The sequence below is a fragment of the Gordonia sp. SID5947 genome (assembly GCF_009862785.1).
Classification (GTDB): domain Bacteria; phylum Actinomycetota; class Actinomycetes; order Mycobacteriales; family Mycobacteriaceae; genus Gordonia.
Map to the genome: position 1 here is coordinate 1,492,781 of NZ_WWHU01000001.1, position 23,418 is coordinate 1,516,198.

The 23,418-nt window shown below is 65.1% G+C and carries 12 protein-coding genes, 2 rRNA genes and 2 pseudogenes; 11 read left to right on the forward strand and 5 right to left on the reverse strand.

Annotated elements, in window-relative coordinates; genetic code table 11:
- Positions 1–3 precede the first annotated feature (3 nt).
- Together nucS and glsA are read right to left on the reverse strand one after the other, a co-directional pair.
- Positions 4–687, reverse strand: a complete 684-nt coding sequence (nucS, locus tag GTV32_RS06925; protein WP_161059503.1) for an endonuclease NucS — start codon at positions 685–687, stop codon at positions 4–6.
- Between the two features lie 56 nt (positions 688–743).
- A pseudogene (gene glsA, locus GTV32_RS06930) lies at positions 744–2,176 on the reverse strand (glutaminase A).
- Positions 2,177–2,353: 177 nt separating this feature from the next.
- On the opposite strand from glsA, the gene GTV32_RS06935 reads away from it, so the two are divergent.
- A complete protein-coding gene (locus GTV32_RS06935; protein WP_343287234.1) occupies positions 2,354–5,518 on the forward strand; it encodes an NAD-glutamate dehydrogenase domain-containing protein in 3,165 nt (1,054 codons plus the stop codon).
- On the opposite strand, the gene GTV32_RS06940 is transcribed toward GTV32_RS06935, so the two are convergent.
- On the reverse strand, positions 5,515–7,038 hold the full coding sequence (locus GTV32_RS06940) for a PucR family transcriptional regulator (RefSeq protein ID WP_202421675.1): 1,524 nt from the start codon (positions 7,036–7,038) through the stop codon (positions 5,515–5,517). The two genes, GTV32_RS06935 and GTV32_RS06940, sit on opposite strands and share 4 nt — an antisense overlap.
- Before the next feature lie 152 nt (positions 7,039–7,190).
- Here GTV32_RS06940 and GTV32_RS06945 point away from each other — a divergent pair, with 152 nt between their 5' ends.
- The 10 genes and pseudogenes from GTV32_RS06945 to GTV32_RS06990 all read left to right on the forward strand — a co-directional run bounded on the left by GTV32_RS06945 (position 7,191) and on the right by GTV32_RS06990 (position 19,744).
- On the forward strand, positions 7,191–8,039 hold the full coding sequence (locus GTV32_RS06945) for a universal stress protein (RefSeq protein ID WP_161059505.1): 849 nt from the start codon (positions 7,191–7,193) through the stop codon (positions 8,037–8,039).
- A 151-nt stretch (positions 8,040–8,190) separates the two neighbouring features.
- Positions 8,191–9,536, forward strand: a pseudogene (gene gabT, locus GTV32_RS06950) (4-aminobutyrate--2-oxoglutarate transaminase).
- A gap of 41 nt (positions 9,537–9,577) precedes the next feature.
- Complete coding sequence (locus tag GTV32_RS06955; protein ID WP_161059506.1) at positions 9,578–11,035, forward strand: NAD-dependent succinate-semialdehyde dehydrogenase; 1,458 nt, start codon at positions 9,578–9,580, stop codon at positions 11,033–11,035.
- 11 nt (positions 11,036–11,046) lie between these two features.
- Positions 11,047–12,630 (forward strand): APC family permease, encoded by a 1,584-nt coding sequence (locus GTV32_RS06960; RefSeq protein WP_161059507.1) that lies wholly within the window; start codon positions 11,047–11,049, stop codon positions 12,628–12,630.
- A gap of 25 nt (positions 12,631–12,655) precedes the next feature.
- Positions 12,656–13,636: a nitrilase-related carbon-nitrogen hydrolase gene (locus GTV32_RS06965; protein ID WP_161059508.1), complete on the forward strand. Its 981-nt coding sequence runs from the start codon at positions 12,656–12,658 to the stop codon at positions 13,634–13,636.
- Complete coding sequence (locus tag GTV32_RS06970; protein WP_161059509.1) at positions 13,636–14,685, forward strand: agmatine deiminase family protein; 1,050 nt, start codon at positions 13,636–13,638, stop codon at positions 14,683–14,685. The genes GTV32_RS06965 and GTV32_RS06970 overlap by 1 nt, the downstream gene beginning before the upstream one ends.
- An 88-nt stretch (positions 14,686–14,773) precedes the next feature.
- Positions 14,774–16,144, forward strand: coding sequence for an NAD(P)/FAD-dependent oxidoreductase (locus tag GTV32_RS06975; protein WP_161059510.1), 1,371 nt, complete (start codon positions 14,774–14,776; stop codon positions 16,142–16,144).
- Positions 16,145–16,433: 289 nt separating this feature from the next.
- Entirely contained in the window at positions 16,434–17,306 is an 873-nt protein-coding gene (locus GTV32_RS06980) for a universal stress protein (protein ID WP_161059511.1), read from the forward strand.
- Entirely contained in the window at positions 17,303–18,862 is a 1,560-nt protein-coding gene (locus GTV32_RS06985) for an APC family permease (RefSeq protein WP_161059512.1), read from the forward strand. The genes GTV32_RS06980 and GTV32_RS06985 overlap by 4 nt, the downstream gene beginning before the upstream one ends.
- A gap of 54 nt (positions 18,863–18,916) precedes the next feature.
- Positions 18,917–19,744, forward strand: a complete 828-nt coding sequence (locus tag GTV32_RS06990) for an alpha/beta fold hydrolase (protein ID WP_161059513.1) — start codon at positions 18,917–18,919, stop codon at positions 19,742–19,744.
- A 74-nt stretch (positions 19,745–19,818) separates the two neighbouring features.
- On the opposite strand, the gene rrf is transcribed toward GTV32_RS06990, so the two are convergent.
- A 5S ribosomal RNA gene (rrf, locus tag GTV32_RS06995) occupies positions 19,819–19,935 on the reverse strand.
- A 113-nt stretch (positions 19,936–20,048) separates the two neighbouring features.
- Positions 20,049–23,179, reverse strand: a 23S ribosomal RNA gene (locus GTV32_RS07000).
- Positions 23,180–23,418 lie beyond the last annotated feature (239 nt).

The window sequence follows — 23,418 nt, forward strand, 5'->3', positions numbered from 1 at the left end:
TGTTCAGAACAATCGGAACTCGGTGCTCTCGGCCCCTCGGAGGGCATCGTAATCGAGTATCAGACACCGAATTCCACGATCTTCGGCCAGCGTTCGCGCCTGTGGTTTGATCTGCTGCGCAGCGAAGACGCCGGACACCGGCGACAGGATGGGGTCGCGATTGAGCAACTCGAGGTAACGCGTGAGCTGTTCCACCCCGTCGATCTCCCCACGGCGCTTGATCTCCACCGCCACCGTCGCGCCCGCGGAGTCGCGGCACAGCAGATCGACCGGGCCGATCGCGGTCATGTACTCACGCCGGATCAGGGAATGACCGGTCCCCAGCGTCTCGACGTGCTCGGCCAGCAGCTCCTGCAGGTGAGCTTCGACGCCGTCCTTCACCAGGCCCGGGTCGACGCCTAGCTCATGAACGGAGTCGTGGTCGATCGATGCGATCGTGATCCGCAGTTCCTCGCCTGCCTTGTTGGTGACCACCCAATACGCCTCGGCGTCGACGCCTTCGGGAACCGGGAGTTCGGTCATCCAGCAGGGCGGACTCATCCAGTTCAGGGGCTTGTAGGCGCGGTCGTCGGCATGCACGCTGACCGACCCGTCCGACTTGATCAGCAGCAGACGTTTCGCCATCGGCAGATGTGCTGTCAATCGCCCGACATAGTCCACTTGGCAGTTCGCGATAACCAGACGCACGCTGGCCAGCTTAGCGACCGCGCCCCGGCGTCGACGCACTCCCCACCGAACCCGCCTCAGGCGGAGTACCGCTGCTTCAGCTGGAACGCTTCCGCGTCGACAACCGCGTCGGCAATGGTGCCGTGGACGTGCGGAAGCGTCGGATCGAACCCTTGAAGAGATTGCGGTGCAGCAAGATCCGGCAGATTGTTGTCGTTGCGATGGCGCTCCACGCTGGCCCGGACAACCCCGTCGGGGTCGACCAGCATGGCCCGGAGTCCCCGTTCGTCCAGCGTGTGTTTGAAATTGAGGATCATCGTCCGGGCGACCGGGTCGATGATCCCGATCCGGGAGATGTCCACGATCAGGACGTCGACATCGTCGAGGTCCCGCTCGAATCGCCGCATCGCGCTCTCCGCGCCCGAGAAGGTCAGATCACCCTGGAGTTCGTAGATCCGGACCCGGTCGCGACACGTCCGGAGGTACAGGCGGTCGACGTCGCCCCAATCCTCGCTGACCTCGAACTCACCGAGGTCACGGATCGATCGGATGGTCACCCGGCTCTCGCGCGTGAGGTTGAACATGTGCAGACCGAGATCCGACGACAGATGGCGGCACGTGTCGGTGCCCCGCACGCTGTTGCCGTGCCGGTCGAGCCGCGGCGAGTACACACCGATTCCCAGCTGGCCGGGCAGGATCGCGAGAATCCCGCCGCCCACCCCGCTCTTGGCGGGCAATCCGACCGACGACACCCAGTCGCCCGCGCCGTCGTACATGCCGCAGGTCGTCATGACCGACAGCACTCGCTGGGCCACCTCCTGGTTCAGCACCTGACGACCGGTCCGGGGGTTGACACCGCCGTTGGCGATCGTGCAACCGATCACTGCCAGGTCGTCGGTGGTCACCCGTAACGAGCATTGCCGGTAATAGAGGTCGAGCGCGGCCTCCGGGTCGGTGTCCACCACACCGAAGCTGTCGAGCATGTACGCGATGGCGCGGTTGCGCGCACCGGTCGCCGCCTCCGAACGGTAGACCGCGGTGTCGAGCGACAGCAGGCGCCCGGCACACGCCGAGTAGAAGGACACCAAGTCCTCGAAGACATCGTCGACCGTGCGCGCGGCGACATCCCGGACGGGTGGCAACAACATCGACGCGGTGAGGATGGCGCCCGCGTTGATCATCGGGTTCTTGGGCCGCAGACGGTCATCGACGCTGATCTCGTTGAAGGCCTCACCCGAGGGCTCCACGCCGATCTTGGTGTCCACCTGCACGTATCCGTGACGAGCGAGCGCCATCGCGTAGGTGAGCGGCTTCGAGACGGACTGGATGGTGAACTCCACCGAGCTGTCGCCGCACGAGTAGATGTGGCCGTCGTGCACACACAACGACAGCCCGTATCCCTCGGGTACACCTGGGCGAGTTCGGGAATGTAGTCGGCCACCGCTCCGGAGCGATCGGCGACGCAGGCGGACGTGATGTGGCTGAGATACCCGTGGACGAGGGAGGTCACACAAGCGAATGTAGGCCAGAACGGAGGCGCGGGACAGACAAGCTTCCGCACCACACCCGCGACAACCTCCGAAGTGGTGGTGCCACCGGATGTTCGTGCACCATTTCGTCGATGGTCCCCGCCGGGACGACTCGGCACAGTAGGTCGAGATCCCGCCGACGACAAAGGAGTCCTCAGGTGACCATCTCCGCCCCATCGGCCACGTCCCCCGACCTCGTCCATCCATCGCTCACGTTCGAATCGGCGGGAACCACCGCGACGCGGTTACGTGCACGGCTCGTCTGGCCGGACGACTCGCCGACCATGACCGGCCTCGTCGAGACCTTCGGGCACTTCGGACTCACCGTGCTGTCTCACGAGATCGAAGCAACCGAGGACGATTCACCGGCACACCGCCTGGTCCTGGCCACGACTCATCCCGTGCTCTGGGATGAGGCGGCCGGGCAACGGATCGCCGAGGTCTTCGCGATGCTGCGATCCGATCGCGTCGAGGTCGACGGGTTTCTGCGTCTGGTCACCTCCGCCGGGCTCCGGATGCCCGAAGTGGTGCTGATCCGTGCTCTGTCCCGGTACGCGGCTCAGTGTGGCCTGGCGATCGTCGGCGATGTGGTGGCGAGCATGCTGTCCGGTCGGCCTTGTGTGGCAGGCGAACTCGTCGAACTGTTCACCGCGCGCCTGAAGCCGGGACGCGACAACCGGCAGCGCGCGATCGACGACGCGGAGCGGAAACTCGACAGGTCGATCGCCGCGGCCACGACCCTCGACGAAGATCGACTGTTCCGCGCGCTGCGCTCAGTGGTGCGGGCCACGTTGCGCACCAACTGGTTCCGGCCTGGTGTACCACTCACCGACGCGCTGGTACTCAAGACCGACCCCGCACACCTGGAACTGCCTGCCGCCGTGGTCCCCCACCGTGAACTCTTCGTCCACTCGGCCACCGTTGAGGGCAGCCATGTCCGCGGTGGGGCCATCGCGCGAGGTGGACTACGCCATTCGGAGCGGCCGAGCGACTTCCGGACCGAGGTGTTGGGTCTGATGCGCACGCAGATCGTCAAGAACTCGCTCATCGTCCCCGTCGGGGCCAAAGGCGCGTTCGTGGTGCGCGCCGGCGCCCCGACACCCGACCAGGTTCGGAGCGCCTACACCGAATTCATCGCCGCGATGCTGGACGTCACCGACAATCTCGTCGACGGTGCAGTGGTCCACCCCCACCACACCGTGGTGACCGACGGCCCTGATCCCTACCTGGTCGTCGCCGCCGACAAGGGCACCGCGCGATTCTCCGACCTGGCAAACGAGATCGCGGTACGGCGTGGCTTCTGGCTCGGCGATGCTTTCGCTTCCGGCGGGTCCGCCGGCTACGACCACAAGAAGATGGGTATCACCGCACGTGGTGCATGGTCGGCGGTCCGGCGACACCTGTCCGAGGTCGGAATCGATGTGGACACCGACGAATTCACCGCTGTCGGCATCGGCGACATGTCCGGGGACGTCTTCGGCAACGGGATGCTCTCCTCGACGAACATCAGGCTGATCGCCGCATTCGATCATCGGCACGTCTTCCTCGACCCGACCCCCGACGCCGCATCGTCATACTTCGAACGTCAACGCCTGTTCCATCTGCCGACGAGCAGCTGGGACGACTATGATCGCGCCGCCATCTCACCGGGTGGCGGGGTCTGGCCGCGGACCGCGAAATCGATCCCGCTCTCCGGTCCGGTCCGGCGCGCACTCGATGTCGACGCCACCGAACTGCCTCCCCACCAACTGATCACCGCCATCTTGCGGGCAGATGTCGATCTGCTCTTCAACGGCGGCGTCGGTACCTATGTGAAATCGTCGACGGAGTCGCACACCGAGGCGGCCGACACCGCGAATGACGCGCTGCGCGTGGACGCGGCGACGGTGCGTGCCGATGTGATCGGCGAAGGTGGCAATCTCGGTCTGACCCAGCGAGCGCGGGTGGAGTACGCGTTGGCAGGTGGGCGGATCAACGGCGACTTCATCGACAACGCCGCGGGCGTCGCCACCTCCGACAGGGAGGTCAACCTCAAGATCGCACTCGAGGACGCCATCCGCACGGGCGTGGTGCCCCCGGACGAACGCGATGCCATTCTGGCCGCGGCCACCGACGAGGTGGCCGCGGATGTACTCGCGGACTGTGATCGTCAGACCCTCGCACTGTCGTTGGCGGAGAACAATTCGTCGTTCCTGCTCGGCCGCCACGCACGACTGATCGACAACTTGGAGCAGACCGTCGGGATCGACCGCACCGCTGAGGTCCTGCCCGGGGCGGGGCAACTCGCCGCCCGCATCCGCGAGGGCGGCGGCCTGGTGCGACCGGAGATCGCGGTGCTGCTGGCGATGTCGAAGAACCTGGTGCGCGACGATCTGCTGGCTTCCTCCTTGCCCGATGACCCCGCTATGTCCGAGGTGCTGGCGGCGTACTTCCCGGCCGGTCTTCGTGCACGTCTCGGCGATCTGTCGGGCCATCGGGTGGCGCGTGAGATCGTCGCCGTGAGCCTTGCCAACGACCTCATCGACCACGTCGGGCCGGGCTTCGTCTTCCGCGCCGAAGAACGGTTCGGCGTGGCGACCCCCGACATCGTGCGCGCCTACGTCCTGGTGTCGGAGACCCTCGACATCCCGGCGTGGTGGCGTTCGGTGGTCGATCGCGACGACCTCGCTCCCGATGTCAGGATGACGATGTTGACGGCCCTCCAATCGGTGATCGAGGAGGCCACCGGCTGGGCGCTGCGCCGATGCCCTGCCGGAGAGTCGGGGCCCGACGGACCGGGTACGCCTGCGCTCTCGGACGAGATCGCCCGGCTCGCACCGATTGTCGGCGAACTGCACGCCTCGCTCCCACCGTTGACCGGCGACGCCACCGTGGACGGTGGCACCATCGACCTGCTGGCGCAGTCCCTCGCGATCGCGGACGGGGCCATCGGCTCGGAGGCCCCGGTTGCCCGTGTTGCGCAGGCCTGGCGCTGCGTCGGTGAACGCTTCGACCTGGATCGCCTCGCCGCTTCGTTGTCGGACCGTTCGGTCACCGAACGCGTCACACAGGACCATTGGGATGCCATCTCGTCGGCGATCGTCGCCGACCAGCTCTGCGATCACCGGCACGCGCTGGTGCGTGAGATCCTGGCGGGCGCACCGAACGACCAACCGATATCTGCGGTGGTCGACGCGTGGGCCCACCGGCATCCGAGTGCTGTGACCCGGCTGGCCGACACGCTCACGCGGTTGCACCGCGACGGTCCGATCACCGGCGCACGTGGTCTCGTGGCAACCGCAGAGGTTCGGATGCTGACGACGGACAGGGCCCGCGTGGCCTAGCCGCGGGCGATGATCGCGAGCAGGAGTTCAGCACGCACCCTGGCGATCGAGAGGTCGCAGCCGAGGATCTCCTCGGCCCGTGCGATCCGGCCACGAAGCGTGTGCCGGTGCACGCCCAGCGACGCGGCGGCGGCTTCCCATTGGCCGTTCGCCTCGAGGTAGGCGCGCACCGACGCCAGGAGTTCGGTGCCGTGCCTGGCGTCGTGATCGACCACCGGAGCCACCAGGATCTCGGCCAGCCCATCGAGTACTCGTCGTGATTCCGGGAACGACAGCAAGGCCCGCCCTGCCAGGGCGGTGGATTCCTCCGGCCGTCCCCGGCGTTCCGCTGACGCAGCGGCCATCCGGGACTGTTCGACGGCGGTGGGCAGATCGTCGACGCGATGAGCCGAACTGAGCCCGATACGTAGTCCCCGGCGCTTCGCCGGGGCCACGTCCTCGAAAAGGCGGTCGGCGAATTCCACTGTGTCGCCACCGCGCAGCAGTATCACCAGTCTGTCGTCGTCCTCGAGCAGGAACACGGGACGGGTGGCCGCGGCCAGCGCGTCGTCGACAGCACGCACGACCGTTTCGGACGCGGCGGGCAGGTCGAGAACGGTCAGCACCCGGATCTCTTCCCGCTGATCACTCGCCGCGTTCACCACGTCGCGGGCCATCCCGCGGTCTGCCTCTCCCGACAGCAGGATTCGCAATGCCGCGGCATGGACCCGGTTCTGCTGGACGTGGAGTCGCCGGGGTTTCTCGAAGTCGAGCGCCAGCAACGAGTTCGCGTGGCCGATCAGGACTTGGTCGGTGGGCCGCGGCTCATGCGCGAAGACCACACCGAGGTGGCCGTGACCTCGCTTCTCGACCCGGATCGACTGCGTGACGACGATGCCGAACGGCCCCGACGACACGCTGCTCACCGCGCTCGACGCATCGCGCGTCACCAGATCCACGACGGAACCCACGACGTCCTCGTCGAGGTCCGCCGGATAGGTGTCCACGACGCGGATCTGGGTGTCGAGCAGGACCACCGCCCCCGCGCACGCCACCGACAGTTCCTTCAGCACTGCCGAAGCGCCACCGCTGACAGCGGCCCGCGTCATGCGTGGCTGAGCTCGCGATGCCAACAACACCGCCTCGTACTGCAACTCGGCGAGTCGATCGGTGACCGTCTTGGCGACTGCCACGAACGGTGTGGGCAACGGGACCGCGAAAAGTGTCAGGTCGTGCTCGTCGGCCGCCTCGATCAACTCGTCCGGCACGTCGTCGTGCCTCAGCCCGAGGCCGAATCCCAGTGCGGCCGCACCACACTCGGCGAGCTCGGCGACATAGCGCCGCCGGTCGTCCGGACCGGGAGGTAGCGCGATCCCGGTGGTGAGCACGGCCTCGCCACCGGACAACCATTCGCCGGGTCGCTCGAGTTCCGAGGTCACCACGAAGGTGATCTCGGCGTCGTCGCCGGCACCACCCGCCATCCGGCGCAGGCCGAGTTCCCGGCGTCCGAGCAGCCAGCGCACGGGCACTCCCACGGTCATCACTCCATTCTGTCGATGATCCGCCCCTGATCTCCGACGTTTCGGCGCATGCACGCCTCTCTGCACAAGAGCACAGTGAGAGCCGGCGGGCAAGCCTGCCGGCCCTTCTCCCGCACCGATGCGGGGCACCTTCCGACGGATGGAGACACGACATGCGGTTGCTCGTCGCCTACCTGGCCACGACCGGTGGTGCCGATGCCATCTCGGTGGGGGTCCGACTGGCCCGTACCCTCGACGCCGAGCTCGACGTCTGCATGGTGGTGCCCCGCGACCGGACCGCTCCCCTGCTGCCGACCGCGAACTACGACGAGGTGCTCATCGAGCAGTCCGAGCAATGGCTGGCCGACGCAGTCGAGATGGTGCCCGCAGACGTGAAGGTCACCACCCATGTGGTGCTGCACGATTCGGCAGGACAAGGTCTGCTCGACGAGACAGATCGACTCGGCGCCGATGCGCTGGTGGTCGGCGGATCAGGTGGCGGACTGGCCCGCAGCCATTCGCTCGGCTCGGTGGTCGACGAACTCCTGCACGCGTCGTCGGTGCCGGTGGTGCTGGCACCGCGCGGAGCTCGCCATTGCACAGCAGAACGGATTCGCGAGATCACCTGCGCCATCGGCACTCTTCCGGGGTCCGACGAGCTACTCGACGCCGCGGTCCGGATCAGCGCAGAGGGCGAGCTGCCGTTACGGCTCGTCTCCCTCGTAGGGCTCGACGACTCCGACGACCCGCAGCGGCCCCGCCTGGCGACAACCCATGCGCAGGAAACTCTCGACAAGGCCGTCGCCGCACTGCCACCGGCGACGTCGGTGACCGCGTGTGTGGCCGAGGGTGCGTCCGTCGAGGGGGCGGTCGACTCGCTCGACTGGCACGACGGCGACCTCATGTTGGTCGGGTCGAGCCGCATGGCCCAGCCGCGTCGGCTCTTCCTCGGATCGACCGCCGCCAAGATGCTGCGTGTTCTCGCGGTGCCGATGGTCGTGGTCCCGAGAGGCGACGGCTGACCGTACGACCCGACACCGGTCGACACGACCCTGTCAATACGACGAAATGTCGATCCGACCGCGACAACCTTCACCGAAATGGAGCTGTCGCGTCACACGCCCAGACGAAACACTCGATTGCAGCGATGCAGACAACACGTGGGGAGCAACCATGACCGACATCACCTACCGCCTCGCGCAGAAGCGTCACCTGATCACGCCTCTGCCCGGCCCGCGGTCGCAGGCGCTCACCGAACGGCGGCGTCGGGCTGTGCCCGCCGGCGTCGGGTCGTCGGTGCCGGTCTATGCGGCCGACGCCGACGGCGGCGTGATCGTCGACGTCGACGGCAATTCGCTGATCGACCTCGGCTCGGGCATCGCCGTCACCAGTGTCGGCGCCTCCGACCCCGGCGTCGTCGAGGCCGTCCGGGAACAAGCCGGCCACTTCACCCACACGTGCTTCATGGTGACCCCGTACGAGGGCTACGTTCGCGTCGCCGAAGAACTCGCGGAGCTCACGCCCGGCGACCACGAGAAGCGGACGGTGCTGTTCAATTCCGGCGCCGAAGCCGTGGAGAACGCGATCAAGGTCGCCCGCCTCGCAACCGGACGCAACGCAGTCGTCGCCTTCGATCACGCTTACCACGGCCGGACCAACCTGACCATGGCGCTGACCGCGAAAACGCTGCCGTACAAGCACAATTTCGGTCCGTTCGCACCAGAGATCTACCGGATGCCGATGAGTTACCCGTATCGCGACTCCGAGGGCTTGACCGGCGAGCAGGCCGCGCGCCGCACCATCTCGCAGATGGAGAAGCAGATCGGTGCCGACGCGCTCGCAGCCGTCATCATCGAGCCGATCCAGGGTGAGGGTGGCTTCATCGTGCCCGCCCCCGGCTTCCTTCCGACCCTCGCCGACTGGGCGCGCGACAACGGCGTCGTCTTCATCGCCGACGAGGTGCAGACCGGCTTCGCCCGCACCGGCGCATGGTTTGCCTGCGACGACGAGGGCGTCGTGCCCGACCTCATCACGATGGCCAAGGGCATCGCCGGGGCATGCCCCTGGCCGCTGTCACCGGGCGCAGCGACCTCCTCGACAAGGTGCACGCCGGTGGCCTCGGCGGCACCTACGGGGGCAACCCGGTCGCGTGCGCGGCTGCCCTCGCAGCACTCGACACGATGCGCTCGCATGATCTGCCGGCGCGAGCGCGCGCCATCGGTGACACCGCGACGCGTCGGTTGCGGGCCCTGGCCGCCGATCTCGACGTCATCGGCGACGTGCGAGGCCGCGGCGCCATGATCGCCGTCGAGTTGGTGCGACCCGGCTCCACGGAGCCTGATGCAGACCTTGCCAAGAGCGTCGCCGCCCGGTGCCTCGACGACGGAGTCATCATCCTGACCTGCGGCACCTACGGCAACGTCATACGGCTGCTGCCGCCGCTGGTCATCGACGATGACCTGCTCGCCGACGGACTCGATGTCCTGGCCGGGGCCATCCGTGCCGCCGCGGGCAACTGATGCCGACCGAGATCTCTCCACCCCATCCGAGGAGCGCGACCATGTCCGACCTGCCAGACCTCCCCGCCGGCGTGCCGACCGGGCTCTGGATCGACGGCGGCCCCGCACCCGCGCACGATGCCGCCAAGTTCGATGTCATCAACCCGGCGACCGGCGCGGTGCTGGCCCGGGTCGCCGACGCGGGCCTCGATGACGCGCGCGCGGCTCTCGACTCGGCCGTGGCCGCGCAGGACGAATGGGCGGCCACGCCGGCACGACGACGGTCGGAGATCCTGCGCAGGGCGTGGGAACTGGTCATCGACCGCACCGACGAGCTCGCCTTGCTGATGACGCTCGAGATGGGCAAACCTCTTGCCGAGGCCCGCGGTGAGGTCGCCTACGGCGCCGAGTTCCTGCGCTGGTTCTCCGAGGAAGCAGTCCGCATCGGCGGCCGCACCGCCGACGCACCGTCCGGCAACGGCCGCATCCTGGTGACGCGTGAACCGGTCGGGCCCACGCTGGCGGTCACGCCCTGGAACTTCCCCCTCGCGATGGGTACCCGCAAGATCGCGCCCGCACTCGCGGCCGGCTGCACCGTGGTCGTCAAGCCGGCCGAGGATACGCCGCTCACGATGCTGTTGCTCGCCCGAATCCTCACGGAGGCAGGCCTTCCGGCCGGCGTCCTGTCGGTGCTGCCCACCAGCGACGCGGTCGGTGTCGTCGGCAGCCTGATGTCGGACGGGCGGCTGCGCAAGATCTCGTTCACCGGCTCCACCCAGGTCGGCCGGACACTGCTCGGGCAGGCCGCCGATCATGTGCTCCGGACGTCGATGGAACTCGGCGGCAATGCGCCGTTCATCGTCTTCGACGACGCGGATCTCGACGCCGCGGTCGACGGCGCCATGGCCGCGAAGATGCGCAACGGCGGCGAGGCGTGCACCGCTGCCAATCGGTTCCTGGTGCACCACTCCGTCCGCGAACGTTTCACCACAGCTCTGGCCGAACGGATGAGTGCATTGCGCACCGGCCCGGGCTGGCGGGACGGGACCGATCTCGGACCGATCGTCAACCAGCGGCAGCTCGACCGGATCGCGGCACTCGTCGACGAAGCGGTGGCCGACGGCGCCACCGTGCGGACCGGTGGCAAAACGCTTGCGAGCGAGGGGTTCTTCTACGCGCCGACGGTGCTCGACGACATCCCGGCCGGAGCCACGATCCTCGACGAGGAGATCTTCGGTCCGGTCGCCGCGATCACCGGCTTCGACACCGAGGAGCAGGCGATCGCCGCTGCGAACGACACGCCCTACGGCCTCGCCGGATACTTCTTCACCCGCGACCTCGGCCGCGCGATGCGAGTCGCCGCCGCCCTCGACGTCGGCATGGTCGGCGTCAACCGGGGCATCATCTCCGATCCCGCGGCTCCCTTCGGCGGGGTCAAGCAGTCCGGCCTCGGCAGCGAGGGCGGCACCGAGGGCATCTCCGAGTATCTCAACACCAAATACATAGCGCTCGAGGCCTGAGGGGAGTCGCCATGACCGCCGAGTTGACCACCACCAACACCCCACCACCGGGTGGTGGACAGGACCCCATCTCCACCAAGGGACTGGCCACCAACAAGATCGGGGTGATCTCGGGAGCCGTTCTCGGCATCTCGACGGTCGCACCGGGTTACACGCTCACCGCGTCCATCGGCCTGATAGTCGCGGCGGTCGGGCTCAAGATGCCGGCCATCCTGATCGCCGGGTTCGTCCCGATGTTCCTCACCGCCTACGGTTACCGCGAGCTCAACTCCGACAACCCGGACTGTGGTGCGTCGTTCACGTGGTCCACCAAGGCGTTCGGACCCTATGTCGGATGGATGTGCGGCTGGGGCATGGTGATCGCGACGATCATCGTCCTGTCGAATCTCGCAGCCGTCGGTGTCCAGTTCTTCTACCTCATCCTCGGGCGCCTGTTCGACTCGGTGTGGCTCGGGGATCTGGGCGGCAACAAGGTCGTCAACATCGTCACCACGCTGTTGTTCCTCGCCATCGCCACCTGGGTCTCGATGCGCGGGATCACCACCAGCGAACGCATCCAATATGTGCTGGTGGCGTTCCAGATGGTCGTGCTGATCGCGTTCGCCGTCGTGGCGTTCGTGAAGGTCGGTGACGGCCAGGCGCCGGCTCACCTCCATTTCGATCTCGACTGGTTCAACCCGTTCACCGGTCTGACGATGGCCGCATTCGCCGTCGGCCTCACCGGATCGATCTTCGCCTTCTGGGGTTGGGACACGTGTCTGACCCTCGGCGAGGAGTGCAAGGACCCGAAACGCACACCGGGTCGATCGGGTCTGCTGTGCGTCATCTCGATCCTGATCACCTACCTGCTGATCGCCGTCGCGACGATGATGTACGCCGGCGTCGGAGAAGCAGGCCTCGGACTGGGCAACCCCGACAACGCCGACAACGTCTTCGGGGCGCTCGCAGAGCCGATCCTCGGCCGGTGGGGCGGCATCCTGCTCTTCCTGGCGATCCTGGTGTCCTCGATCGCCAGCCTGCAGACGACGTTCCTGCCGGTCGCACGAACAATGCTTGCCATGGGTACCTACGGCGCCTTCCCGAAGAAGTTCGCCGAGATCCACCCGCGTTTCCTGGCACCGTCTTTCGCGGCACTCACGGCAGGCGTCGTGACCGGCGTCTTCTACACCGTCGTGACCGTACTGTCGGACCGCACTCTTCTGGACACCATCGCCGCGCTCGGCATCATGATCTGCTGGTATTACGGCATCACTGCCTTCGCCTGCGTCTGGTACTTCCGACGGACCCTGTTCGCGAGTGTGCACAACTTCGTGTTCCGGTTGTTGTTCCCCTTCCTCGGCGGCGCAGCCCTGATCGCCGTGTTCGTGATCTCGGTCGGCGAAAGCATGAATCCCGACAACGGCAGCGGCGCATCCATCTTCGGGATCGGACTCGTCTTCTACATCGGGTTCGGGCTCCTACTCCTGGGTGCGGCCGTCATGATCGTGCTCCGCGCATCCCATCCCGACTTCTTCCGCGGGCGGACGCTTCCCCGGTCAACACCGGAGTCCCGATCTGCGTCGGCCCGAACCGAAGTACCGACTCCCCTGTCCTGACCGCCGTACGAGAAAGAATGGACCCATGAAGGTTCTCACCGCCCTCACCCCGCCGGAGTCCCCCGCTCGCGTCGATGCCCCCACCCGGCAGCCTGTACGCGTCGCCCTGGTGCAGCATCGCTGGCACGAGGACCCGGTCGCCCTCGAGGCCGAATTCGCCGACGGCATCGCCGCGGCTGCCGAACAGGGTGCGCAGGTCGTCTTCCTGCCCGAACTCACGCTGAGCCGGTATCCCGCTTTCGTGCGCGGCGGCGACGATGCGGGTTCGACCGCGGAGGATCTGTTGGCGGGGCCCACGTTCCGGTTCGCTGCCGATGCCGCCAAGCGGCACGGCATCATCGTGCACGCGTCGCTTTACGAGCACGCCGACGAGGAGGCCGGGGTCACCTATGACGACGGCCTCGGATTCAACACCGCCATCCTCGTCGGTCCGGACGGACTGATCGGACGCACCCGCAAGCTGCACATCCCGGTGACCGCCGGGTACTACGAGGACACCTACTTCCGTGGTGGCCCGGCCTCCGACGAGGCCTACACCGTGCACACCCCGGCCGGGTTGGGGGACGCCAAGATCGGCATGCCCACTTGCTGGGACGAGTGGTTCCCCGAGGTGGCGCGGATGTACTCGCTCGCGGGCGCCGAGATCATCGTCTATCCGACGGCGATCGGGTCGGAACCCGATCACCCCGACTTCGACACCGCACCATTGTGGCAACAGGTGATCGTCGGCAACGGGATCGCCAACGGCACCTTCATGGTCGCGCCCAACCGGCACGGCGACGAAGGCGCCATCACCTTCTACGGGTCGTCGTTCATCTCCGACCCATACGGCCGCATCCTGGTGCAGGCGCCGCGTGACGAGTCCGCGGTGTTGGTCGCCGATCTCGACCTCGACCAGCGTCGCGACTGGTTGACGCTGTTCCCGTTCCTGGCCACCCGGCGGCCGGACACCTACGCAGCGCTGACGGCGCCGGTGGATGCCGATCACCCCATCGGGAGAGTCTGATGGGGTGGCGGATGCCCGCCGAGCGCGAGCCGCACCGGCGGACCTGGATGGCCTTTCCCAGCCAGGGCTATTCGCTCGGCGACACCGCCGCAGAGCATCATGAGGCCCGCTCGGCGTGGGCTGCGGTGGCGAACGCCGTCAGCGAGTTCGAACCGGTGGTGGTGGTCGTCGATCCGGCGGAAGTCCCCGCCGCGAAGCGTTATCTCGGGCGCGCGGTCGACATCCTCGAAGCCCCTCTCGACGACGCCTGGATGCGTGACATCGGCCCCACCTTCGTGGTCGACGACGCGGGGCGGGTCGGTGGTGTCGACTGGGTGTTCAACGGTTGGGGCGCCCAGGATTGGGCCAGCTGGGAGCACGACCAGGAGATCGGCCGCTTCGTGGTCGCACACAGTGGGTCCGCGGGTGACGGTGCCGACGTGGAGCTGACCGATTCCGCGATGATCAACGAGGGTGGCGGAATCCAGGTCGACGGCGCCGGGACCGTGCTGGTCACCGAGACCGTCCAACTCGATCCCGGACGGAACCCGGGGTGGTCGAAGGAGTCGGTCGAAGCCGAGCTGCGACGCACCATCGGCGTCGACACGGTGATCTGGCTGCCCCGGGGGCTCACGCGCGACTCCGATCGCTTCGGGACGCGCGGACATGTCGACATCTGCGCGGCGCTGCCGTCGCCAGGTACCGCACTCGTCCACGTCCAGCGCGATCCCGACCACCCCGATCACGCTGTCTCGCAACAGCTCCTGGCGACCCTTCGAGAGGCGCGCGACTCCGCGGGGCGCACCCTCGACATCGTCGAGGTGCCCGCGCCCAAGACCCTCACCGACGTCGAGGGATTCGTCGATTACAGCTACCTCAATCACTATGTCGCGAACGGGGTGGTGATCGCCTGCTCGTTCTCCGATCCACACGATGCAGAGGCGGCCGAGATCCTCGGCACCGCCTACCCGGGTCGTGAGGTCGTCTCGATCGACGCGCGTGCCATCTTCGAGCGCGGCGGCGGGATCCATTGCATCACCCAGAACGAGCCCTCGGCCGTGAATCGCTGAGCGATCCCTCACAACTCATCTCCACTCGGACAAACTGCCGGGCGGTTCGTACCGTCCGGTGGTCTCACCATCGGAACAGGAGTCATTCATGACCACCATCAACCGCGACGTGATCGTCATCGGCGCCGGACCGTCCGGGCTGAGCGCGGCGCATCATCTGGCCGAGGCCGGTCGCAGCGTGGCAGTTCTCGAGGCCCGTGATCGCGTAGGTGGACGCACCTGGACCGACACCGTCGACGGTGCCGTGCTCGAGATCGGCGGGCAGTGGGTGTCACCGGACCAGACTGCGCTCTACGAGATGCTCGATGTCCTCGGGCTGGAGACCTACCCACGTCACCGCGAGGGCAGTTCGGTATACGTGACACCCACCGGCGAGCGAATCGTCTACGACGGCAGCGACTTCCCCGTCTCCGAGCGGACGGTCGCCGAGATGAACCGACTCATCGCCATCATCGACGGTCTGGTCGCGGAGGTCGGCGCCGAGGAGCCGTGGGCCCATCCGCGCGCGGCCGAACTCGACACGATCTCGTTCCGACGCTGGCTGGAGGATCAGACCGACGACGCCGAGGCGATCGACAACATCAGCCTCTTCGTGGCCGGGGGCATGCTCACCAAGCCGGCACACGCGTTCTCGACGCTGCAGGCCGTACTGATGGCTGCCTCGGCCGGCTCGTTCAGCAACCTGGTCGATGAGGACTTCATTCTCGATCGGCGGGTCGTCGGCGGGATGCAGCAGGTGTCCCAGCGACTCGCGGACCGACTGGGCGACAATGTGTTCCTCGAGTCACCCGCTCGTTCGATCCATCGACGGACCGACGGGGGCGTGATTGTCCATGCCGACGGCGGACTGGAGTGTCACGCGCAGCGGGTCGTCCTCGCCGTGCCGCCGAATCTCTACACCCGCATCTCCTTCGATCCGCCGCTGCCCCGATTGCAGCATCAGATGCATCAGCACATGTCGCTGGGCCTGGTGATCAAAGTCCATGCGGTCTACGAGACGCCGTTCTGGCGCGAAGACGGACTGTCGGGCACCGGTTTCAGCGGTTCCGAACTGGTGCAGGAGGTGTACGACAACACCAATCACGGCGACGAACGCGGCACCCTGGTCGGCTTCGTCTCGGACCAGAAGGCCGACGCCATGTTCGCCCTGCCCGCCGACGAGCGGCGCAAGACGATCCTCGCCTCGATCGCCCGGTTCCTGGGGCCGAAGGCCGCCGAGCCGGTCGTCTACTACGAATCCGACTGGGGCTCGGAGGAATGGACGCGTGGCGCATACGCCGCGAGTTTCGACCTCGGTGGCCTGCATCGCTACGGCAGAGACCAGCGGACGCCCGTCGGCCCGATCCACTTCTCCTGCTCCGACATCGCCGCCGAGGGCTATCAGCATGTCGACGGAGCGATCCGGATGGGCAAGCGGACGGCCACCGCCATCCTCGACGACCTCGCGATCAACGGCTGAGGCGTCCGGGCGATGATCACCGCCCGATCGACTCGGATGGGCACCCGTCGTCGAGTCGATGGGTGATCCGCCGGCAACCACAGAGACGCAGTCGTAGACGCCACATTCGGCCTGCGTGGCGAAGGCCGGTCGTCGACCTGCGATCGGCGCACACCATGCATCAGCGGACCGCTCCACGATGTACAACGCCACACCCCGGGGCGCGACATCTTGTCAGATGCGTCGGCCTCATCACCGGCGCACAGTGAGTTCATCTGCGTCGTTCTCGAGCCCACGATCGGAGTGCACGATGAAGTTGCTCGTTGCGTACCTCGCCACGCCGGGGGGCGAAGATGCCGTCGCACTGGGCGTCTGTCTGGCCCGCACACTCAAGGCCTCACTCGACATCTCGCTGGTGATCCCGCCCGACCGGCCCGAGGCCTTCGCCAGCACGGGCAGCTACGCAGACGTCCTCGACGACGCGGCAAAGGAATGGCTGGCCCAGGCAGCGGCGCTGGTCCCCGACGACGTGACGGTCACGACTCATGTGGCGGTCGACGAGAACTCGGCAGACGGCATCCTCAAAGAGGCGGAACGGTTGCAGTCGACGCTGCTGATCGTCGGCGCCTCTGGGGGCGGACTGATCGGCCGTCATTCCCTCGGGTCGGTCGTCAACGATCTGTTGCACAGTTCGTCGATCCCGGTGGCGCTGGCGCCGAGAGGGTTCGGCCATACCGGATCGTCTCGCGTCCGGGCGATCACTGCGGCCATCGGTCGCCGGCCCGGCGCGGAGATCCTGCTGGACACCGCACTCGAGCTGAGTGCGCAGGGCGTCCTGCCGCTTCGACTTCTATCTCTGGTGTCGCGTGACGACATGCCGCCGCGCCGCTCGCCGCAGGACGAGCAAGAGGCGACCGCCCATGCCGTCGAACTCGCACAGCGAGCGCTCGACACGGCCCAGAAGCGCCTTCCCGACGGCACGCCGTTGACGTCCGCGGTCGCCGAGGGCCGAAGCGTCGAAGACGCCGTCGCCACCGTCGACTGGCACCACGGCGACGTCATCATGGTCGGATCCAGCAGGCTCGCCGCACCCCGAAGACTCTTTCTGGGCTCCACTGCGGCAAAGATGCTCCGGGTACTCGCGGTACCCATGATCGTCGTTCCCCGACAGGAACCACAATGACCGATCCGGGCACGCCGTCGACGACGCAACAGGATTCGACGGACCTGGTCGACAAGGGCCTTGCCTCCGGGAAGGTCGGTACCTTCGCGGGAGCCGTCCTCGGCATCTCCTGCGTGGCCCCCGGTTACACGCTGACCGCAAGCATCGGGCTCATCGTCGCCGCTGTCGGCCTCAAGATGCCGGCGATCTTCATTGCCGGATTCATCCCGATGTTCCTGACGGCGTACGCCTATCGGGAACTCAACTCGCGGGCACCCGACTGCGGTGCCTCCTTCACCTGGTCCACCAAGGCCTTCGGGCCCTACGTCGGATGGATGTGCGGTTGGGGCATGGTCCTCGCCACCATCATCGTGTTGTCGAACCTGGCCGCCATCGCGGTCGAGTTCTTCTACCTGTTCATCGCACGAGTGTTCAACGCGCCCGACATCGCTGATCTCGCGGACAACCGAGCGGTCAACATCCTGACCACTCTCGCCTTCATCGCGCTCGCCACGTACATATCCGGGCGTGGCATAACCACGAGCGAGCGAGTCCAATACATCCTGGTCGGATTCCAGATGATCGTCCTCGTCGCCTTCGCGATCGCCGCGATCGTCGAGTCGGTGAACGGCAACGCACCCGCCGGCCTGCACTTCAGCCTGGACTGGTTCAACCCGTTCTCCGGTCTGGCCCTCGGCGCATTCGTCATCGGCGTCACGGGTTCCATCTTCGCGTTCTGGGGCTGGGACACCTGCCTCACCTTGGGCGAGGAGTCGAAGGACCCGACCAAGGTGCCGGGGCGTGCGGGATTGCTGTGCGTCATCTCGATTCTCATCACCTACCTGCTCGTGGCGGTCGCGGTGATGATGTACGCGGGCGTCGGGACCACGGGTATCGGGCTGGGCAACGAGGAGATCTCCGAAAACGTCTTCGGTGCGCTCGCCTATCCGGTCCTCGGCAGTTGGGCGGGACCGCTCCTCTTCCTCGCGATCCTCGCGTCGTCCGCGGCGAGCCTCCAGACCACATTTCTCCCGGCAGCTCGCACGATGTTGGCGATGGGCGCGTACGGCGCGTTCCCACGGCGTCTGGCAGCCGTGCATCCGCGCTTCCTGGTGCCGACCTACAGCACGATCGTGGCCGGTGCCATCACCGGCATCTTCTACACAGTCGTCAGCCTGCTCTCCGAGCACACCCTTCTCGACACCATCGCGGCACTCGGCATCATGATCTGCTGGTACTACGGAATCACCGCCTTCGCCTGCGTCTGGTTCTTCCGCCGCGAATTGTTCACCAGCACCCGCAACGCGGTGTTCAAATTCTTGTTCCCCCTGTTGGGCGGCATCATGCTCACCGCGGTCTTCGTGATCTCGGTACGCGAGAGCATGGACCCCGACAACGGCAGTGGTGCATCAATCTTCGGGATCGGGCTCGTCTTCTACATGGGGTTCGGACTCCTCGCGCTCGGTCTCGTCCTGATGTTCGTGATGCGTGCGTTGTCACCCGACTTCTTCGCCGGCCGTACTCTCCGCCGCGACACACCGGCGCTGGTCGACGAGAGCGCCCTGATCCAGAAATGACCCGAGCCCAGGGTGGCGGACAGCCCGGGCACGCAACGCTGGGACACTGACCCGATGACGAACCATGATCTCGGACGCACCCTCCGCTGGGAAGGCCGCACTGTCAGCTGGGACCGCCTCGGCGCTGGACCTGCGCTGGTGTTCCTGCACGGGACACCTTGGTCATCGGCCCTGTGGCGTCCGTATGCCGAGGCATTGGCGGCACGGTTCACCGTCCATCTGTGGGACATGCCCGGATACGGAACATCCTCGAAGGCGGACGACCATCGGGTCGACCTGGAAACCCAGGGTGCGCTGTTTGCGCATCTCCTGGACGTGTGGGATCTCGACAAGCCACATGTCATCGCCCACGACTTCGGCGGCGCGGTCGCGCTGCGGACCCGCCTGCTCCACGGCCACCGATACGCATCTCTGTGTCTGATCGACGTGGTGGCGCTGCGACCGTGGGGGTCGCCCTTCTTCAGGCTCGTCCAGCAGCATTCGGACGTCTTCGAGCAGTTGCCTCCGGCAGTCCATCGCGGCGCGGTCGAGGCCTACATCCGCGGGGCAAGCCACCGAGGCCTCCGCGACGACGAACTCGAGATGCTCGTCCGGCCGTGGACAGATGCCCGTGGACAGGCCGCCTTCTATCGGCAGATCGCCCAGGCGGATGAGAAATACACCGAGGAGATCGAGCCGCTGTACGGGGCCATCGACGAACCGACGCACATCATCTGGGGAACGGAGGACACCTGGATACCGGTAGATCGTGCCCACCGGTTGGCTGCATCGATTCCGCACGCCACGCCGACGCTCATCCCAGGCGCCGGCCATCTGATCCAACTCGACGCACCGGCACAACTCTCCGCCGAATTGATCCGATGGAGAGAGGCGGTGCGATAGCACGAGCGAGCGAACAGATTTGTCCAGATATGACTGTGGCCCCGAATTGCTTCGGGGGCCACAGTCTGAGTTGTGTTCGGCGGTGTCCTACTCTCCCACACTGATTAGGGTGCAGTACCATTGGCGCTGGAGGGCTTAGCTTCCGGGTTCGGAATGGGACCGGGCGTTTCCCCTCCGCTATGGCCGCCGTAACTTTATGAAACCCACACACAACACTGCTCGGGTTTGTTTAACCACATTTTGTTGTGTGTTGTTTCAGAAGTGTCATAGTGGATGCGAACTCAATTCGAGATGAATGAGTGTTGTTAGTAAGTCCTCGGCCGATTAGTACCAGTCACCTGCATACATTGCTGTACTTCCAGTTCTGGCCTATCAACCCCATGGTCTGTGGGGGGCCTTACCCCCTCTAAGGGGGTGAGAAACCTCATCTTGGAACAGGCTTCCCGCTTAGATGCTTTCAGCGGTTATCCCTTCCGAACGTAGCTAACCAGCGGTGCCCTTGGTAGGACAACTGGCACACCAGAGGTTCGTCCGTCCCGGTCCTCTCGTACTAGGGACAGGTTTCCTCAAGTTTCTGACGCGCGCGGCGGATAGAGACCGAACTGTCTCACGACGTTCTAAACCCAGCTCGCGTGCCGCTTTAATGGGCGAACAGCCCAACCCTTGGGACCTACTCCAGCCCCAGGATGCGACGAGCCGACATCGAGGTGCCAAACCATCCCGTCGATATGGACTCTTGGGGAAGATCAGCCTGTTATCCCCGGGGTACCTTTTATCCGTTGAGCGACACCGCTTCCACTTGCCGGTGCCGGATCACTAGTCCCGACTTTCGTCCCTGCTCGACATGTACGTCTCACAGTCAAGCTCCCTTGTGCACTTACACTCAACACCTGATTGCCAACCAGGCTGAGGGAACCTTTGGGCGCCTCCGTTACATTTTGGGAGGCAACCGCCCCAGTTAAACTACCCACCAGGCACTGTCCCTGAACCCGATCAGGGTCCGAGGTTAGAAGTCCAATACGATCAGAGTGGTATTTCAACAACGACTCCACCCACACTAGCGTGCGGGTTTCACAGTCTCCCACCTATCCTACACAAACCGAACCGAACACCAATACCAAGCTATAGTGAAGGTCCCGGGGTCTTTTCGTCCTGCCGCGCGTAACGAGCATCTTTACTCGTACTGCAATTTCGCCGAGTCTGTGGTTGAGACAGCAGAGAAGTCGTTACGCCATTCGTGCAGGTCGGAACTTACCCGACAAGGAATTTCGCTACCTTAGGATGGTTATAGTTACCACCGCCGTTTACTGGGGCTTAAATTCTCAGCTTCGCACCCCGAAGGGCACTAACCGGTCCTCTTAACCTTCCAGCACCGGGCAGGCGTCAGTCCGTATACATCGTCTTACGACTTCGCACGGACCTGTGTTTTTAGTAAACAGTCGCTTCTCTCTGGTCTCTGCGACCACACCCAGCTCACAGAGTAAATCTGATCACCAGACATGGTCCCCCTTCTCCCGAAGTTACGGGGGCATTTTGCCGAGTTCCTTAACCACAGTTCTCTCGATCGCCTTAGTATTCTCTACCTGACCACCTGTGTTGGTTTGGGGTACGGGCCGTGTACCAACTCGCTAGAGGCTTTTCTCGGCAGCATAGGATCATGGAATTCGCCTCAACGGCTACGCATCACCTCTCAGACACATGCTGTGCGGATTTACCTACACAACGTCCTACAGGCTTACACCAGTATTACCACTGACTGGCCCCACTACCTTCCTGCGTCACCCCATCGCTTGCCTACTACCAGCCAAGGTCCCATGCAGCCGGCTCACGTTTCCCGAAGGAAATCGATCACCATTTGGATGGTTAGTACAGCTGATTCAGCATGGACGCGGATACACGGGTACGGGAATATCAACCCGTTGTCCATCGACTACGCCTGTCGGCCTCGCCTTAGGTCCCGACTCACCCTGGGCGGATTAGCCTGGCCCAGGAACCCTTGGTCATCCGGCGGCAGAGTTTCTCACTCTGCTTTCGCTACTCATGCCTGCATTCTCACTCCCACACCCTCCACACCTAGCTCACGCCGGTGCTTCCAGGGATGCAGGACGCTCCCCTACCCACCCCACCCACTACACAACCCTCCGTAGAAGATTGCGGATGTCATGGTGGAGTGCCGCGGCTTCGGCGGTGTACTTGAGCCCCGCTACATTGTCGGCGCAGGATCACTTGACCAGTGAGCTATTACGCACTCTTTCAAGGGTGGCTGCTTCTAAGCCAACCTCCTGGTTGTCTCTGCGATCCCACATCCTTTTCCACTTAGTACACGCTTAGGGGCCTTAGCCGGCGATCTGGGCTGTTTCCCTCTCGACTACGAACCTTATCGCCCGCAGTCTCACTGCCACACTCTCACTTACCGGCATTCGGAGTTTGGCTGACGTCAGTAACCTGATAGGGCCCATCGGCCATCCAGTAGCTCTACCTCCGGTAAGAAACATGCAACGCTGCACCTAAATGCATTTCGGGGAGAACCAGCTATCACGGAGTTTGATTGGCCTTTCACCCCTACCCACAGCTCATCCCCTCAGTTTTCAACCTAAGTGGGTTCGGGCCTCCACGACGTCTTACCGACGCTTCACCCTGGCCATGGGTAGATCACTCCGCTTCGGGTCTAGACCCGGCGACTCCACGCCCTATTCAGACTCGCTTTCGCTACGGCTACCCCACACGGGTTAACCTTGCCACCGAGCACTAACTCGCAGGCTCATTCTTCAAAAGGCACGCCATCACCCACCCACCGAAATGGCGCAGGCTTTGACGGATTGTAAGCGTCCGGTTTCAGGTACTATTTCACTCCCCTCCCGGGGTACTTTTCACCTTTCCCTCACGGTACTTGTCCGCTATCGGTCACCAGGAAGTATTCAGGCTTACCGGGTGGTCCCGGCAGATTCACAGCAGATTCCACGAGCCCGCTGCTACTTGGGCATCCATCAAGCAAGACCACATGTTTTCAGCTACCGGACTCTCACCGTCTACGGCAGACCATTCCAGGCCACTTCACCTAACACGCAGTTTTATCACTCACCCCCAGCACGGCAGCACTGAGAAGATGAACCCCACAACCCCACACACACAACCCCTGCCAGGTATCACATGCGCATGGTTTAGCCTCCTCCGCTTTCGCTCGCCACTACTCACGGAATCACAATTGTTTTCTCTTCCTATGGGTACTGAGATGTTTCACTTCCCCACGTTCCCTCCACACCCGCTATACATTCACAGGTGGGTAACACGACATCACTCGTGCTGGGTTTCCCCATTCGGACACCCTCGGATCACAGCTCGTTTGACAACTCCCCGAGGACTATCGCGGCCTACCACGTCCTTCATCGGCTCCTGGTGCCAAGGCATCCACCGAACGCCCTTAAACACTTACAACAACACCTACAAACCACCCCCACACCACCAACCCACCCCACAAGGGCAGACCAGCCAGCGAGGATCGAATGTAGACATCACCTCAAAAATCTCACATTCAACCACAAACACCGAAGTGTTCATGACAAATAAAGATGCTCGCATCCACTATGCACTTCTCAAACAACACACACCCACACCCGGCCACCCCTCCAGCCCCCACCACAGGAACCATCAACAGAACAACCCGCAACATGAGC

Bases quoted from the DNA above. Each gene is read 5' to 3' on its own strand.
- GTV32_RS06985 (WP_161059512.1), top strand. From the start codon at position 17,303: ATGACCGATCCGGGCACGCCGTCGACGACGCAACAGGATTCGACGGAC.
- GTV32_RS06945 (WP_161059505.1), top strand. From the start codon at position 7,191: ATGCGGTTGCTCGTCGCCTACCTGGCCACGACCGGTGGTGCCGATGCC.
- GTV32_RS06940 (WP_202421675.1), bottom strand. From the start codon at position 7,038: ATGACCGTGGGAGTGCCCGTGCGCTGGCTGCTCGGACGCCGGGAACTC.
- GTV32_RS06980 (WP_161059511.1), top strand. From the start codon at position 16,434: ATGAAGTTGCTCGTTGCGTACCTCGCCACGCCGGGGGGCGAAGATGCC.
- GTV32_RS06960 (WP_161059507.1), top strand. From the start codon at position 11,047: ATGACCGCCGAGTTGACCACCACCAACACCCCACCACCGGGTGGTGGA.
- GTV32_RS06975 (WP_161059510.1), top strand. From the start codon at position 14,774: ATGACCACCATCAACCGCGACGTGATCGTCATCGGCGCCGGACCGTCC.
- GTV32_RS06965 (WP_161059508.1), top strand. From the start codon at position 12,656: ATGAAGGTTCTCACCGCCCTCACCCCGCCGGAGTCCCCCGCTCGCGTC.
- GTV32_RS06990 (WP_161059513.1), top strand. From the start codon at position 18,917: ATGACGAACCATGATCTCGGACGCACCCTCCGCTGGGAAGGCCGCACT.
- GTV32_RS06955 (WP_161059506.1), top strand. From the start codon at position 9,578: ATGTCCGACCTGCCAGACCTCCCCGCCGGCGTGCCGACCGGGCTCTGG.
- GTV32_RS06970 (WP_161059509.1), top strand. From the start codon at position 13,636: ATGGGGTGGCGGATGCCCGCCGAGCGCGAGCCGCACCGGCGGACCTGG.